The following is a 16155-nucleotide window of genomic DNA, read 5'->3' as shown; positions in this document are numbered from 1 at the left end:
GAGCGATGCTACGACTTCAAGCCAACTTGAGGTCAAGCATGAAAATGATGGATATTGGTGAGGTAGCGGAGCGCGCCGGCGTACGGCCCTCTACCTTGAGGTACTACGAAGAAATTGGGCTTATCCGATCCTTCGGCCGGCATGGGTTGCGGCGACAGTTCGACGGAGACGTCCTGATGAAGCTCTCCTTGATCGCGCTCGGCAGAACGGCAGGTTTCTCACTCACCGAGATCGCTGCGATCCTTGGACAGGACGGCCGGTTGGAATTGCCGAGGGAGGAACTGCGTGCCAAGGCGGACGACTTGGCGAGACAGATGGCTGGGCTGCGCGTTTTGCGCGACACGCTTCGGCATGTCGCCGACTGCAGTGCACCGAGCCATCTCGAATGCCCGACGTTCCGTAAGCTCCTGAACACAGCGTCCAAAGTTGCAAAACCGCGGAAAACGCCAATGAGGGCACGAGCATAGGTCAGATCGGACGACCGCGATTTCTGATTTTGGGGGCGTACTCGCCAGGCGCTTGACGGCGCGGTGCCATTCCTTGGTGTTGGCGATCTCGGAGATCCTGAGCATTGCCGCGATCTCCAGCTCTAGGCTGCGCGCCAGCGCATCGCCGCTCTGGCTGCGCTCGCGAAACTGACGATCATCGTTTCGCACTTGTCAGCTACCCGGTCGTCGAACCATCGTTATGCACGGTACCGTTCAGCGGAGAGGACCGAAACGAAAGAAAGCGGACAGGTAGCCTAACCACCCCACAAGGGCCGTGAATCACATCTGCATTGAACAAAAGGCTGTCACCCGGAACCATGTGGTAGAGTCTTACTCCGTGGCGATAGTTGAGTTCTCCCTCCAGCAAATAGACAAGTTTCATTCCCGGATGCCGCAAAAGTGAGCCACCGCCCATAGCCTTGGTTAGGGTGACAAGTTGCGGCTCCAACACAACCTCTGCAGCGGCGAACCCAAGATAGGTAAAGAGATTCTGGTGCCTGGGTGAACCCCGGCCCACGCGTTCTTTCACCCCAGCTCTTACAAACAGGGGATCGCGCTGAACGTCGTCAAAAGTTCGGAAAAGAGCCGTAAGTGGGACGCCCAGCGCCTGCGCCAACGCCTGCAACGTAGACAGCGACGCCGATATGATGCCATTTTCGATCTTGGACATCATGCCGAGCGAAAGGCCTGCCGCCCGCGCTAGCTCGACCAAGGTAATTCCGAGTTGCCGGCGGTGCGATCTCACCTCGCGCCCGATCGTCACCTCGAGAAAATTTCCGGCCGAGTGCTGGGCGGCTGCCGCATTGGGCCACGGGACCTGCAGTAGGCCGCGGTCATACGGGGAAACATAAGTCCTGCTTCCTGCTCTTGTCACCTACAATCTCCGATTTCAATGGATGCCGGGGAATGGCGCTGCCCGCCGCAGCTCCACGACCTCTTACCGTTGCGCGATCTGACTTACGCGTGGGCGATTAGGACGCTCCATGTCTCGGCGGAGTTCGATCACCGGGCTGTGATGGGAAGCTCGACATCGGAGGGCCGCAGGCATTGCGAGACGAACATTGAACCGAACTTGCCGGCGCCGATCAGACCGATGCAGATACTACGTCCTTGCGCCTCGAGTGCCCGAAGCTTGGAATGCAGGTTCATCGCGCGTCTCCAGATCGTGGTGGTGCCATGGGTGCGTTCTGCTGAAGATCGAAGAATCGTCGCCGGCACTTGTTCCCGGACGCCGGCCGGAGCCGGCATCCGGCGGCAGCGCACAGTCAGCGCTGATAGGCGGCCTTGGCGACCATCGTCCGCGACGACAGCGCCCAGAACAAGAGGAAGCTGCTGGTGACAGTCGCGGGCGCCGAGAGCAGTTCCAGGTTCGGGATGGCGAGCAGTATGATGCCGATGGCGACAGCGCCGAACCAGGCGACCATTCCGGGAGCGTAGTAGGCAGGGAAATCGTCGTCGGAACGGGCGCTTTCCTCGCCGGTACCGTCATGTTGCCCGCACAATATGTAGGCCAGCGCCACGCCGACCCAGGCGACGACGAAGATGCCCTGATAGGCGAGTGCGACGAGCAGATACTGGAAGATGTTGGCTAGCATCACGAAGTAGACGATAACGCCGACGATGATCGCCCAAACATATTTCGGCATCTCCAGCTTGAACACCAGCCGGAAGAACGCCTGCATGTTGACTGTCGACAGGTAGAAATTGGTGGTGTTGATGCGCGTCTGGCTGATCCAGACGAACAACAGGCCGAGCGCGCCCATCATCACGATCAGCGCCTTGACGACCGACACTTCCGAGGTTGCGCCCTCGAGCGGGATCGTCTGCACCAGGAAGATGCCGACAAGGCCGTTGACGAAATAGGTCAGCGTGTAGAATGGCAGGCCGAAATTGAAGACGGCGTGGTAGGTCTCGTCCTCCTTCTTGCCGAAGCGGGCGAAGTCGAAGGTGCACATCATCATCCACCAGACGCCCATGAAGGCGATGAAGACGTTGATCCAGCCATAGGGCGGGGCGCCGCCTTCCGGCGTCATGGTCAGCCAGGCGTTGGAATAGCCGTAGTGGGAGATGGCGTAGACCACCGTGCCCACCAGGCCGAGAAGATAGAGCGGTAGCAGGTAGCCGTTGAACTTGTCTAGCCAGTGCTGGACACTGCCGAGGATCAGCGGCACGCTGTAAATGCACACAATGAGAGCGGCGACAGCGAAGGTCAGGCCTTCAAAGTAGTAAGTCGCAGCGGTGGCGATGACCGAGCCTTCGAACACGGCGTAATAGATGCTGCTGACCGCATAGATGAAGGTAGCGATCGCCGATCCGTAGCGTCCGAACAAAAGCCGCGAAAACAACGACACCGACAGGCCAGTCCTGATCGCGTATCTGGTGATGACGGCATTGATGGCGGAGTACGAAATAACGGTCAGTATCAAGCCGATGATCGTATTCGCTGTGCCATAGATCTCGGCGAGCGTCGCCGAGATGATGAGAAAGAACATGGCGCTGCAGATCGCCCAGAAGGCCATCGTCAGATTGAGCTTGGGCATGCGGCCACTGGGCGGCACAGGCCTTTGCGAATAGTCTAATTCCCCTGCGACATCGAGACTTCCAGACATGGTTCATCTCCAGATTTTTTGATTTTTGATTATGCAAACCCCGTTAGCGAAGAAGGCAGCAAGCCTGCGAAAGCTTGCTGCCTTCCCTTGATCAGGCGACCTTCAGGGTCGCGTTGGCGGCCTGGCCCGATGCCGTCCAGTAGGGAACCGTCCGCCGCTTCAGCATCTCGCGGAACTCAGCGGTGGTCTTGGGAAGAAGTTCGCCCGAGCCCCAGTCGACGATGACGCCGTACTGGCGGATCAGGTCGAGCATGTTGAGCTTCTTGTCGCGATAGAGTGCTGCGATCTTTTCGGCGTCCTCGTTCAGCCATTCCTTGCGGTGGCTGCCGATGCGCGCCCGTTCGGCGAGCGTGGCGTTCTCGTCGATCTTGTATTCGTCGAGATCGAGATCGACGACATGGACGACGACGCCATAGTCCTTCTTTGCCCGCTCAACCGAGACATAGCCTTCGACCACGTCGCTGAGCACGCTCTGTATATCGCGCTTGAGGGGATCGCCAAGGCCGCCGCCGCCGGCCGAGGGCCGCTGCACGGTGTCGCCCTGCTGCAGCGGCACGCCTGAGAACAGCGAGCCGAGATAACGCTCCTTTTCCTGGCCGGGATTGACCCAGACGCCGTGCGGGATGGACGGCAATCCGCCCCATAGGCCCCAGGTGATCGAGCGTTCGCGGTCGCAACAATATGACACCACGGTGCGTTCGCAGGCGTAAAGCGTGCCGCCCTTCTGGACGCCGAGGCCGCCGCGGAATTCGCCGGGGCCGCCGGAATCGACCATCAGCTCGTGGCAGGTGGTTAGCACGGGCGACAGCCGCTCCTGGCCTTCGAAGGGCTGGGTGCCGAGCTGGACGCCGAACACCGGCCCGGTTGCCGCCCAGCCATCACGGCCGTTGCGCGCGCCCCAGCCGCCGACCATCCAGTCGTACCACATGAAGTAGGGCTTGCCTTCGTGACGGGTGTCGCGGCCTCCGATCAGGAGGTAGTCGAGATTGAAGGTGCAGGCCATGGCGCGTTCCGGCAGGACCTCTGCCCAGAGCTCAAAGACCGCGTTCATGATCTTTTCGAACGGCCCCGAAGCGAAACCGGCGACCGGGGTCGGCCATTCGGCGTTGACCACCGAGCCGAGCGGGCCAGCATCGACCGTCACTACCCGGTAGAAGCCGGAGTTCATCGGAATGTCGGGCGATTGCATCTTGGTGCCGGCAACGACAGCCGCAAAGGCGCCGCCATAGCAGCAGTTGAGGAACGAGCCGACTGTCTTGGGGTGAGACCCGGTCAGGTCGTAATGGACCCGGTCGCCGTCGATGGTCATCTTGACCTTGATCGGCACCAGCCCTTCGCCCTCGTCCGGGTCGACGTCGATATAGTCGATGGTTTCCCAGGTGCCGTCGGGCAGCTCGGAGATGCGCTGGCGCGTCATGTCCTCGACATAGTCCTGGACCTCGTTGAACGACTTCTTGATCGTGTCGACGCCATACTTGTCGCACAGGCGCTGGATCTCGCGCTCCGCCAGGCGGCAGGCTTCCGCCTGTGCCTGCAGGTCGCCGATGATATCGTTGGGCGCGCGCGTGTTGTGGGCGATCAGCTCGGCGACGTCGGAGAGATAGACGCCTTTGCTGTAGACCCGGACCGGGGTAATGCGCAGGCCTTCGGCCATGTGGTCAAGCGCGTTGACATTGAATGAGCCGGGGACGGCGCCGCCGACATCCGCCCAATGGCCGTTGGCTTGAGCAAAGCCAAGCAGTTCGCCCTTGTAGAACATCGGCGCAAACAGGCGCGTATCGTTGAAGTGGGTGCCGCCCTGGTAGACGTCGTTGATGACAAAGACGTCGCCTGGGTGAACGTCGTTGCCGAACTTCTTGATCACCGCCTTGGCGGTCAGGTGAAGCGTTCCAACGTGAGCGGCGATATCGCCGCTGCCTTGCATGATCGTGTCCCCGGTTGGGTCGCACAGTGCCGAGGAGAAGTCGCGGGAGTAGATGACGAACGAGTAGCAGGTGCGCAGAATCTGCTCCGCCATCTGGTCGACGATGTTGACGTAGGCGTTCTTCAGAACTTCAAAGGTAACTGGATCGAGCGTACGGCGATCTTTTTTCGGTGCCATTTCCAATCTCCAATTCAAATCTTGTGTGGTGATAGGTGCGTCGTTCAGGATTGCTGCGGAACGTGCATCCTGATGATCAGGTACTCATCCACTTCGGCCTTGATCCCGGGCGGCACGACGATGGTGGAGTCGAGCTGGTCGATGATGGCAGGGCCGACGACAATAGCGCCCGCATGCAGGGTCGAACGGTCGTAGATCGGCGTCTTGATCCGTTCGGGCGCTTCGTCGAACCGCACCATGCGTTCGCCGACCGGAACCGGGAGCGGGGCCTTGCGCAGTTCGTGCTTCGCCAGCTCCGCCTTGCGGTTGAGGCCGGTGGCCTTAACCTGGATACGGCACACCTCGACCGGAGCGTCGGGCCTGGAGTAGTTGTGCTCGCGGCCATGCTCCTCATGGAACTGCCTGACGGCCTCGTCGAGGTTGGTGATGTCAGCGCTGACCGGGATCGACATAGAGCGCCACTGGCCGAGATAGCGCATGTCGATGTAGCGCTGGAACAGCATCTGGTCAGGGGAGATGTCTTCGCTCAACAGACGGTCGTGGCCGTCTTCTTCCAGCACGCGGAAGGCACTGTTGAGCTCGGCCATGTCGATGTCGCTGACCGTGTCGGTGTACATCTGCGTGATGTCATGGGTGATGTCGACGAGCAGGCAGCCCATGGCCGAGGTGACGCCGGGGTTTGGCGGGATCAGCACGACCGGGATGTAGAGATCGCGGGCCAGCGCCACGCCGTGCAGGGCGCCGGCGCCGCCGAAGGCCACCAGCGCGAAGTCGCGCGGGTCATAGCCCTTGCGCAGCGACACCAGGCGAACGGCGTCCGCCATGTTGGCGTTCGCAACCTTGAGGATTGAAAGTGCGGCCTGTTCCGCATCCATGCCGAATGGTTCGGCAATGACGCGGTTGATGGCGCTTTCCGCCAGCTTGACGTCGAGTTCGACCCTGCCGCCGGCAAGCTTGGTACCCAGGCGGCCGAGATAGACGTTGGCATCGCAGTTGGTCGGCTCCGTACCGCCGTGATTGTAGCAGACCGGTCCCGGCGTCGAGCCCGCGGATTGCGGTCCGTTGCGAAGTGCGCCGGCCGCGTCGCGCCAGGCCAGCGAGCCACCGCCAGCGCCGATGGTCAAGACCTCGATGCTTGGAAAGCGGATCGGGTAGCCATATTCCACATGCCAGTCATTGGTGACGTGGAGATGGCCGTCGGAGCACAGGCTGATGTCGGTGCTGGTGCCGCCCATGTCGAGGCTGATCGAGTTCTTGTAGCCGGCGAGCTCGGAAATGAAACGACTGGCGATCGCGCCGGCAGCGATGCCCGACGCTGCCAGTCTTGCCGCGAACTTGGTGGCGCCCTTGGCGGTCATCACGCCACCGCCCGAATGGAGCAGCAGCACATCGCCGGCATAGCCGCCGCCCTGCATGCGGCTTTCGAGCTCGGCGCCATATTGTCCGGCGACCGGTCCAAGCACGGTGTTGGCGACAGTGGTGTTGAAGCGTTCATGCTCGAAGATCTCCGGCATGATGTCGCTCGACAGCGAAATCGAAACGCCGGGCAGTTCCTCCAGCAGAATGTCGCGCATCCGCTGCTCATTCTCCGGATTGACGAAGGAGTTCACGAAGCAGATGGCAATGTTGTTGACGTTGCGCTTCCTGATGACGCGGGCGAGCTCACGCGCCTCGGCTTCATTGACGCCTTCGATCACCTTTCCCGAGTAGTCGATGCGCTCGGTGACCACCAGCCGGTCACGGCGCGGCAGGTAGGGAGGCGCCATTTCCTTGTAAGTGTCCCAGAGATCGTCACGCGTGCCGCGGCGAATTTCGATGACGTCGCGAAACCCCTTGGTCGTGACCATGATGGCGGGCGGAAAGCGGCGAGTGATCAGCGCGTTGGTGGCCAGCGTGGTGCCGTGCGAGAACAGGATGATGTCGCGAAGGGCGACGCCGCCCGCTTCGATGCCCTTGAGTACGCCGTCGATTGGGTCCGGCGTCGTCGGCGTCTTGGCGACGTGTATCTTGCCAGAAGCCTCGTTTAGAATGCACACATCGGTAAATGTGCCGCCAACATCGCAGGCTACACGCACTGCAGTGCCAAACGTCTCTATTTTGTTCACGTCCAGTTCCTCCTCAGGCTGATGTTTGTCTTGTGTTCCCTTCGTGCAGATCGGTTTTGGCAAAGCTCCGCACGTCTGAGATCCGACAGGAATCTCAGGGATTTTTGGTTGCGAGCGACTTGCGTCGCTCTAGGCGGCAATGGGTATTGTCAGCGTCGTTGCTGCCTGCGGAGCCGCAGATAATACGGGCGCAGCGCACTGGTGATAAAACGCAAAAAGGCTCCGGCGGAGATTTCCCGCAGGAGCCTTTTTGCTCTGGTATCAGCCCGCATCGTCGCAGGCGTGATGGCATCACCATCCGGGATTTGAATTTTTCTGTCAACTGGCAATTCACGTGGCGCGTCTAAAGCGCAGCAAAGCCGCCGATCTATGTAGTTCGGCGCGCCTGCGCCCGGCCTTTTTCGACACCGGTAGGTAGGCAGCACAGAACCCGGTCAGCATGGCGCCTCAAGCGTGTTGACTGGCAACGCCGCTTCATGCAGAACTTACGTAAGGACAGCGATGTCTTCGTGTCGGTCGAGCAAAGGCGCTTGCTGCGGTTTCTCCCGCGCTGGGCGCTTTTTTTGTGTCGAGTTCGCGGATGAACAATCTGACGGAGTTGGCAATTGATTGCGACAAGAACCGAAAAGCCGATCAAGGTCGGTGTGCTGTTCTCCCAGACCGGGGTCACGTCGGTGACGGAGCGCAGCATGCTGAATGCGACGCTGTTTGCCATCCACGAGGTCAACGACGCCGGCGGCATCAACGGGCGCGAACTCGTCCCCGTCCCTTATGATCCCAGTTCCGACGCTGTTGCCTACAATCGACTGGCCAACAGGCTGCTTGTCGATGACGGCGTCAGAATCATCTTCGGCTGCTACATGTCAAGCACGCGCAAGGCCGTTCTGAAGGCGGTCGAGCACCGCAACGGGCTGCTCTGCTACCCCGCTCAATATGAGGGCTTCGAATACTCGCGCAATGCCATCTACTGTGGTGCGGCACCAAACCAGAACAGCGTTCAGCTGGGCGAGCATCTTCTCAACCATGTTGGAACGCGCTTCTACATGGTCGGCTCGGATTACATTTGGCCGCGCGAGTCCGACCGCATCATGAACGAGATGGTGCTGAAGCATGGCGGCGAGGTTGCCGGCAGAGGCTATCTGAAGCTCGACGCGAGACGGTCGGCCTACAAACCGCTGATTGCCGACATCAAGCGCAATCAGCCGGATTTGATCTTCTGCAATTTCGTCGGAGAAAGTATCGTCCATTTCTACCAGGCCTTCGCGGAAGCCGGCCTGGATGCGAAGTCGATGCCGATCGCGAGCCTGACAACTAGCGAGTCCGATATCCAAGCGATGGGCATCGATGTAGGTGCCGGTCACATCACTTCCGCCACCTATTTCCAGTCCGTCGGGGGCTTGCAGAACGAACGCTGCGTCGAGCGCTACAAGAAGAAGTTCGGTAGCGATGCCGTAACCAACATGTGCTGGGAAGCGGCGTACTTCCAGGTTCACGTGGTGGCGAACGCGCTGCGCAAGGCCAACACCGACGATGTGGAGGCGTTGCGGCCGGCAATTCTCGGTGCGGAGTTCGACGCGCCACAGGGGCGCATCCGGATCGACCCCGAAAACGCGCATACATATGTGTGGCCGCGGGTGGCGCGGGCGCGCGAGGATGGCCAGTTCGAGATTCTGTCGAAATCGGCAACGGCCATCCGGCCCGATCCCTATCTCGCCAGCTACAACCCCGAGGAATGGGGGGAGCGCCTGGCCATGCATTCGATATGACCCCATGCCGAGGGGCATGGACCAAGCAACCGAACGACACCATGGGCAAGCGTTGGAACAACGCAATGACATTGCCGCGATGAGGAACAATGGTATCACGTAGCCCCAACGTGGCGCCGCATGACGGATCAGCGCCGATCCAGATCAAGGACATACGGTCGCTCCGAGTCCTTTTGCTGCAGCCCAAGAGCAGCGAGGGCGAGGAGCTTTGGCAGCACCTCAACCGGATCGGCTGCCAGGTCCAGACCAATTGGCCGCCGCCGGCGGAAATCCCGGCCAACATCGACGTTGTGTTTGCCTTCATCCGCCCGCTGGTCGAAGGCGACATCGCATGGAACTGGAACGCCGACGATCCACCGGCGGTGCTGATCGCCATTGTCGACTACGAGAACCCGATCATCGTCGAGAAGGTGCTGCGACTGCGGGCCCAGGCTGTGATCGGCCTACCGCTCCGGACTTTCGGAATCCTGGCCAACATACTGCTGAGCGTCAACAATCACCGGCGCGAGGCGCGTCTGCGCACACGTGTCGATCGCCTCTCCGCAAAACTCAAAGCGCACCGGGATATCGACAAGGCCAAGGAAATCCTAATGGCCACCAACAGGGTGTCGGAACAGGTCGCATACGAGACATTGCGCGAGCAGGCGATGAACAAGCGCACCACCATCGAGGCGATTGCCCTGGCCATCATCAATGCCAGCGACCTGCTAAACCTACCATTGCGTCAAGCTGCCGATGTCACCTGATTTCACGCCTCGGTCGGAGTTGGAGCGAGTCGATACCGTAAGTGCTATTCAGGCGAACAGTTGCAGGGCAGGCTCGGCAAGACTCAGGGCGAGCTGATCGGCAGCCTCTCCCTCCGCCGTCGACGCTCGTCTCATGTCGTGAGCATCGGCCAACGCCGACCATTACCTCGGGCCCGCGCCCCGTCCGGTGAGCAACCATGAGAGACTTACACTCAGAACGCCAGCGATCATCACCAGGCGATTGGCGCGTGGAGCAGCCCGATCATTTTCCCAGTCGCACCAGGTACTCGTCTCGACGCCCACCACTTTCGCCATGCTTTGCGCCGAAACATCCAAAGCATCGCGAGCAAGCGAGATGCGTCCGCCAATCGTGTCGTCCAAAACGGCATTGGCCGGATAGTGATCGTTGAAAATCATAGGAATTCCCTTCGACGTGACCCCATCGACACTCCTGGCACCGTGACCGGTGCCAGGTTCTTTTCTGAAGTCCATGGACCTCTTTTGCCGCCTATTTGCCGGTCCAGGCTTTCACTTGTTCAGGATGGTCCGCCATGTATTTTTCGACAGCGGCATCATACGAAGTCTCCTGCGCCTGGAACATTGCGGTTTCCAGATCGCCGATGGGCAGCTTCATACGCGACAGAAAGCCTGCGACCTCCGGGTTGTCCTGCTTGAAACCCTTGCGAGCCAATATGTCGACATGCTCGGCCTGGCCGAGGGACTTCTTCGGATCGGCTATGTAGCGCAGTTCGTACTTGCCGAACATCCAATGAGGGCTCCAGGCCGTCGCGACGAACCACTTCTCAGACCTGGTTGCGCGGTCCACGGTCGTCAGCATGCCAGCCTCGCTGGAAATCTGCAGCTTGTAGCCGTCGAGGCTGTAGTCCTTGACCGCATTTTCCGAAAGACGGGTAAGCCCAGCACCGGGATCGATGCCTTGAACAGTACCGTCGAGCTTTTGCTTGACCTCGTCTTTCTTCAGGTCCTCGATCGAACTGATGTCGCTTTCCGGTATATAGGCCGGGACGACCCATCCAAGCCTGGCGCCGTCATAGACTGTGCCGAGGACGTCTACCTTGTCTTCAATCTTGCCATAATACTCGGCATGGGTCTGCGGAAGCCACGCCATCATCATCGCATCGAGATCCCCACGGCTCACGCCCTGGTAGAGCGGTGCCACATCCGTCTGCATAAGCTCGACCTTGTAGCCCAGTTCATCCTTGATGATCTTGGCGGCGAGCTTGGTAACGAATTCCGCGTCGGACCATGCCGACCAGCCGATCTTCACAGGCTTTGCGTCCTGCGCGATTGCTACGGTAGCTGCGCCACCAATGAGCATGGCAGCAAGGCTGATGGTTCCAATGGCCTTCAATATCTCTACTCCAATTATGGGCTGGGAAAACAGCGGACCGCTGGCCCGCTGATGCGGTGCAACGGTCAAGTGGTGGCAACCACCGACTGCCGCGCTGCGAAGCTGGGAGACAGCACGCGCCAGGATACGCCTCGCTTGCCGAGGCTCTGGGTGAGCCGGTCAAGGATCACTGCGAGAATGACGACGGCGATGCCGCCTTCGAAGCCGGTGCCGACATCAAGTCGCTGAATTCCCGTCAGAACCCTATTGCCCAGGCCGCCGGCGCCGATCATCGAAGCGATGACCACCATGGACAATGACAACATGATGGTCTGGTTGATGCCTGCCATGATCGATGGCATCGCGTTGGGCAGTTGAACCTTGAGCAGGAGTTGGGTCGACGTACAGCCAAATGCGTTGCCGGCTTCGACGAATTCCACATCCACCTGACGGATGCCGAGATTCGTTAGGCGCACGACCGGAGGCATCGAGAAGATGACGGTCGCTATCGTGCCGGGAACGGCCCCCAGGCCAAAGAACATTGCCGCAGGAATGAGGTAGACAAAGGCTGGCATGGTCTGCATCAGATCCAGCCCCGGGCGGATGACCGCGGCAACCGAGTCCCGACGCGCCATTGCGATGCCGAGCGGCAGGCCGACCATTATCGCAATGATCGTCGATGCGATTACCAATGACAGGGTCTCCATCATTGCCGGCCAAAGCTCCATCTGCCCCACCAGAGCAAGCGACAAGCCGGTGAAAATCGCAAAGCCGAGCGAGACGCGCCATAGGGCAAGAAAGACGAAGATGGCGATCCCGAGCGGCATCGGGATGCCGAGGAGGCCGCTTTGTAAGGTGCCCGTCACGAACCCGATCAGCGCTGCGAACGTGTCGAGCGCAGGGGCGAAATTGTCGAGCAGGTAGTTGACGGCCAGGTCGATGCCGTCGCCGATGTCGAAGGACATGATTTAATCCGTAAGTCTGGTTTCAGTTGGCGCGATCGAGCGTCTCAAGCAGCGCCGACTTGCTGATGGCGCCGACATAGTGGTGTTCGTCGTCCACTACGGGTACGGGCCATTCGGTGGCCGCCACAGTTCCAAGAACGCTGGAAAGCTGCTCGCTGGCCAGGATTGGCACCGCCTCTGAAAGGAACGCCTTGCGATACGAGTCCGCATCCTTGGAGCGGACCTTCTCCATCAGCGACGCCCGGCTGACAATTCCGAGATATTTTTTGTCGCGCCCCACAACAATGGCATACTCCCGGTCATGACTTTTCATCTGTTCCAACGCTGCCGCAGCTGAAACACCCTGACGTTCTATGATTGTGAGCTGTGTCTTGCGGGCTACATCGCCCGCTTTGAAAACCTGTGAGACGTCGACATTGCGAAAAAACGAGCGGACGTAATCATTGGCGGGATTGCCGACGATTTCATCGGGCGTGCCAACCTGGATGACATTCCCGTTTTGCATGATGCAAATACGGTCGCCAATTCGCATCGCTTCATCGAGGTCGTGGCTTACAAAAACGATGGTGCGGGTGTGCTCGGATTGCAGCCGAACCAGTTCGTCCTGCATCTCTGTGCGGATCAGCGGGTCAAGCGCCGAAAAAGCCTCATCCATAAGCAAAATGGTCGGTTCGCTGGCCAGCGCTCTAGCAAGCCCCACTCGCTGCTTCATGCCGCCGGAGAGCTCATCCGTCCGGCTATCGCCATAGCCATCCAGCCCCACGGCCTTGAGCGCTGCCATGGCGTTGATCTGGCGTTCGGCCGCCCCAACTCCGGCCACTTCCAGTCCGAAGGCGGCGTTGTCTAGGACGTTACGGTTTGGAAGAAGCGCGAAGGATTGGAACACCATGCTGATGTCCCTGCGGCGGAGGTCAATGAGCGCCCTACGCGACATCTTCGTAATGTCGTGGCCGTCAATCTCGATTGAGCCGGATGTCGGCTCTATCAGCCTGTTCAGCAGGCGCAGAAGGGTTGATTTGCCGGATCCGGACAGGCCCATGATCACGAAGATCTCTCCTGCCTTGATATCAAGGCTAGCGTCGTTGACGCCAATGGAGCAGCCGGTTGTCCGATGGATTTCGGCCTTGTCCTTACCCGAGCGGAGCAGTTCGAGGGCCTTCCGGGGCTGTTCCCCGAAGATCTTATGGACGTTCCTCAACCGTATCTTCGTCGCCTCGCTGGGCGCGCAGTTATCGTATTCAGTCGCTATTGCCATCAATGATTTGCCGCCAGCTCAATAGCCGACGCACTCTCCTTATCGTGAGTTGTCTCAGGCCTCTGCCAATGGAGGCACGTTCGAAAATACTTTCGCCCCCCTTCCAGAGGCGAAAAAACTAAAGACCGCACTGCCAAGATGAGTGCATCTATAACAAGCGTCATGGATTGTTCGGCGCGCAGAAATAGAATTTTCTACAGTGACAATTTATTGCCGAAGCGCAAGGATGCCACTTTAATACGACATATAGCTTCTGTAGTCCATCAAAAATTCCACTTTTTGTTCCTATCGGCTTATTTGCCCTGCATTTTGGAGCTGATTGGGGTGCCATTTTGGCCGCCGACGCCATGTAAAAGCGCGTCTTGGCCTGCTCCGATTGTCGCCCCCCTGAAAATTGCCGGATCGGTGGACAAGCGCAAAAAATGTTCTCCGAAATGGGATCGGCGCCGTCACGGCCTGCGGCGAGCTATTTTGCCTTGGATCTGGAGGCCATTCGCTAAAGTGCCCGCAATGAGGCTTAAAGTGATGGCCACAAAGTCACCTGGCGTCGGCGCAGAAACGTCTGCCATTGAAGGGACGGCCATGCGCACATTGCTGATTGTCCGGGCGGGGCCCGAAAGGGTCGGCCCGGTATTTGTTGGAGATTGGCAGCAAGCTGCCATACCGTCCAACAGCGCTCCCGCCGGCAGCGCAGCAGCGGATCGTTCAGGCTCTAGCCGCAGTATCAAAGACTGGATCGGCATCATTCTTCGGGCCTTGAGCCAACGCAACTTTGGTTCGATTGCGGCCAGAAAATTTGGCGTCGTAAAGTAGCTTGTCGGCTTGTTCGTAGAGCTCTGCGAACTGCGCATCAGCATTTGGTGACGCATCCGTGATGCCCATGCTCGCAGTTACGGGTCGTCCAAGGCCTGGAACGGCATTGGCGACGATGGTGGGGATCGCTTGGCGCCGACGTTCCGCCTGGGCCAAGGCATCTTGTCCGCGCACCAGCAGTACGAACTCCTCTCCGCCGAGGCGGAACGCACGAACCTTCGGGTCCGCCTTGAGTGCTTCGGCCACGGCTTTCAGCACGGCGTCGCCGACCACATGGCCGTGAACATCATTGATTGCCTTGAAGTGGTCCAGGTCGAGCACGGCAAGTGTGCGATAGCCCTCAGAGCGCAACTTCCTGAAATTCTGCTCGATTGCCCGCCGGTTGAGCAACCCCGTCAGCGCGTCGCGTTCGGACAGGCGCTCAAGCATGTCAGCTTCGAAGCGAGCGTTGTCTCGCTGGCGCTTGAGCGTCATGAAGCGATCTGCCACGCCGAGTGTGGTGAACAAGACTTCGGATACGCAACCCACATAGAACAAGAGCATGGCATCATTGCTCTGCAACCAGGGAACTACGCCCGTGACCAAGCGCACCAATCCGGCCAGAATTATAGGGATATAGCCGATCGCCTGGAACTTGGCGGCCCGACTTCCGCGCCGCAGTGCGTCGGCAACTGATAATATGAAAATGACGACCACCGGAGCAAAAGCCGCAGTGTACACCGTCGACTGGATCGAACGCCCCACGAACGGGAAAAGCGCGTGAGAAACGCTCAAAAACATCGCCCATACGGCGCACCCGAGCAACGCCCGCCGCAGGAGCGGATGCATGCGGCCGGGCTCTATGAAGCTGTGCGTAAACATCGCTCCAGAAGCGACCGTAAGGCCGAAGATCACTGTCGTCATCCAGCTCAACGTCATTGCTGGCGGATCGAAGAGAACGACTGCAAGGCCCGAAGAGACCAGGATCGTCAGCAGCAAAGAGATTGTTAGCATGGAATGCCAAAGCACGAATGGCTCGCGCAGGATCCGGTAGAAGGCCGCATTGAAGATGAGCGGCATGGAGAGCATTCCGGCAAGGGTAGCCAGGAGAATTAGAGACCGCACAAAGTCTGGGCCGAGAGCGATGTCAGACGGCGACAAATAGGCTCTCTCCAACGTCATTTGATGGCTCGGCAAATCGAATGCAACAACGACTTGCAGCGTGTCGCGGGTCACACCCGGCAAAGCGGCCTTGAAATACCCGCCATGCAGAGCGCTAGGAAGCTCACCCGCCAAGAAAGAGGTCTGGCGAATTGCGCCGTCTCGGTCGACCGCCAGCAGATGCACAGCCGCGAGCGCACTACGTCTTGAAAAGAGATATTGAGGAATGGCATCTTTTGGACCGATTTCAAAGCGCAGCAGCGTCCGCTCGCCTTCGAGCGAATAGATCCGATCTCCGCAGGTCCAGCGCCCGGACGAGTGGACAACAGAGACCAAGTCGTCCGACAAACTGCTGGACGTCCAGCAGGAGCTGCGAATGTCCATAGATTCAGCCGCGCCAAGGGGTGCAACGCCCAAAGAGGCAAGCACTAAGAAGCTCAGCACCGTCGTCACAGACGCTTTTCGGAGGTCATTCCAGAACATGGATCGACTTTACACGCTCGATATTGAGATGCGGTTACCGGCCTCCAAATCAGTCGGTACGCCACGAAGACGAAGCTCAACTTAGAATCCCAAACGCAATACATGCTGTGGTCCGTCCACACCGCCTGGCAGCCGCTTCCAACAAGTCGGGCCGTAACGCGCTCAGCCGGATGGCAACGAACGGGGAGATCGATTCCGTCGCTTCCGGGGCCGAAACTGGTAGGACTGCTTCCAGCAAATGGAATTGAAAGCAGCCGTTGCATCCGCCTAGTCTGGGTGTTTAATCGCGCCACGATTCTAGCGTCTCATAAGCCGACTGGCTGCGAATACAGG

13 protein-coding genes are annotated in these 16155 nt (G+C 59.4%); 3 read left to right on the top strand and 10 right to left on the bottom strand.

Annotation, left to right across the window (positions count from 1 at the left end; translation table 11 throughout):
* Positions 1 to 38 precede the first annotated feature (38 nt).
* Positions 39 to 467, top strand: coding sequence for a helix-turn-helix domain-containing protein (locus AC1DLV_RS04725; RefSeq protein ID WP_476798411.1), 429 nt, complete (start codon positions 39 to 41; stop codon positions 465 to 467).
* 196 nt (positions 468 to 663) lie between these two features.
* Here AC1DLV_RS04725 and AC1DLV_RS04720 read toward each other — a convergent pair whose 3' ends face one another.
* The 5 genes from AC1DLV_RS04720 to AC1DLV_RS04700 form a co-directional block, all read right to left on the bottom strand.
* Positions 664 to 1233, bottom strand: coding sequence for a helix-turn-helix domain-containing protein (locus tag AC1DLV_RS04720; protein ID WP_476798524.1), 570 nt, complete (start codon positions 1231 to 1233; stop codon positions 664 to 666).
* Between the two features lie 257 nt (positions 1234 to 1490).
* A complete protein-coding gene (locus AC1DLV_RS04715) occupies positions 1491 to 1637 on the bottom strand; it encodes a hypothetical protein (RefSeq protein WP_476798410.1) in 147 nt (48 codons plus the stop codon).
* Between the two features lie 116 nt (positions 1638 to 1753).
* Entirely contained in the window at positions 1754 to 3097 is a 1344-nt protein-coding gene (locus tag AC1DLV_RS04710) for a purine-cytosine permease family protein (protein ID WP_476798409.1), read from the bottom strand.
* A 91-nt stretch (positions 3098 to 3188) separates the two neighbouring features.
* Positions 3189 to 5198: a hydantoinase B/oxoprolinase family protein gene (locus AC1DLV_RS04705; RefSeq protein ID WP_476798408.1), complete on the bottom strand. Its 2010-nt coding sequence runs from the start codon at positions 5196 to 5198 to the stop codon at positions 3189 to 3191.
* 44 nt (positions 5199 to 5242) lie between these two features.
* Positions 5243 to 7303 (bottom strand): hydantoinase/oxoprolinase family protein, encoded by a 2061-nt coding sequence (locus AC1DLV_RS04700; protein WP_476798407.1) that lies wholly within the window; start codon positions 7301 to 7303, stop codon positions 5243 to 5245.
* A 605-nt stretch (positions 7304 to 7908) separates the two neighbouring features.
* Here AC1DLV_RS04700 and AC1DLV_RS04695 point away from each other — a divergent pair.
* Both AC1DLV_RS04695 and AC1DLV_RS04690 read left to right on the top strand, forming a co-directional pair.
* Complete coding sequence (locus AC1DLV_RS04695) at positions 7909 to 9069, top strand: transporter substrate-binding domain-containing protein (protein ID WP_476798406.1); 1161 nt, start codon at positions 7909 to 7911, stop codon at positions 9067 to 9069.
* 89 nt (positions 9070 to 9158) lie between these two features.
* Positions 9159 to 9815: an ANTAR domain-containing response regulator gene (locus tag AC1DLV_RS04690; protein WP_476798405.1), complete on the top strand. Its 657-nt coding sequence runs from the start codon at positions 9159 to 9161 to the stop codon at positions 9813 to 9815.
* Between the two features lie 162 nt (positions 9816 to 9977).
* On the opposite strand, the gene AC1DLV_RS04685 is transcribed toward AC1DLV_RS04690, so the two are convergent.
* From AC1DLV_RS04685 to AC1DLV_RS04665, 5 genes are all read right to left on the bottom strand, one after another.
* Complete coding sequence (locus tag AC1DLV_RS04685; protein WP_476798404.1) at positions 9978 to 10232, bottom strand: helix-turn-helix domain-containing protein; 255 nt, start codon at positions 10230 to 10232, stop codon at positions 9978 to 9980.
* A gap of 91 nt (positions 10233 to 10323) precedes the next feature.
* Complete coding sequence (locus AC1DLV_RS04680) at positions 10324 to 11190, bottom strand: glycine betaine ABC transporter substrate-binding protein (RefSeq protein WP_476798523.1); 867 nt, start codon at positions 11188 to 11190, stop codon at positions 10324 to 10326.
* A gap of 62 nt (positions 11191 to 11252) precedes the next feature.
* Positions 11253 to 12131, bottom strand: a complete 879-nt coding sequence (locus AC1DLV_RS04675; RefSeq protein ID WP_476798403.1) for an ABC transporter permease — start codon at positions 12129 to 12131, stop codon at positions 11253 to 11255.
* 22 nt (positions 12132 to 12153) lie between these two features.
* On the bottom strand, positions 12154 to 13386 hold the full coding sequence (gene proV / locus AC1DLV_RS04670; RefSeq protein ID WP_476798402.1) for a glycine betaine/L-proline ABC transporter ATP-binding protein ProV: 1233 nt from the start codon (positions 13384 to 13386) through the stop codon (positions 12154 to 12156).
* A 705-nt stretch (positions 13387 to 14091) separates the two neighbouring features.
* A complete protein-coding gene (locus tag AC1DLV_RS04665) occupies positions 14092 to 15792 on the bottom strand; it encodes a sensor domain-containing diguanylate cyclase (RefSeq protein ID WP_476798401.1) in 1701 nt (566 codons plus the stop codon).
* Between the last annotated feature and the right edge of the window lie 363 nt (positions 15793 to 16155).

Source organism: Aminobacter sp. 01T433, assembly GCF_056398585.1.
Note: the sequence above shows the minus strand (reverse complement) of the source record. Positions and strands in the feature narration are given on the sequence as shown.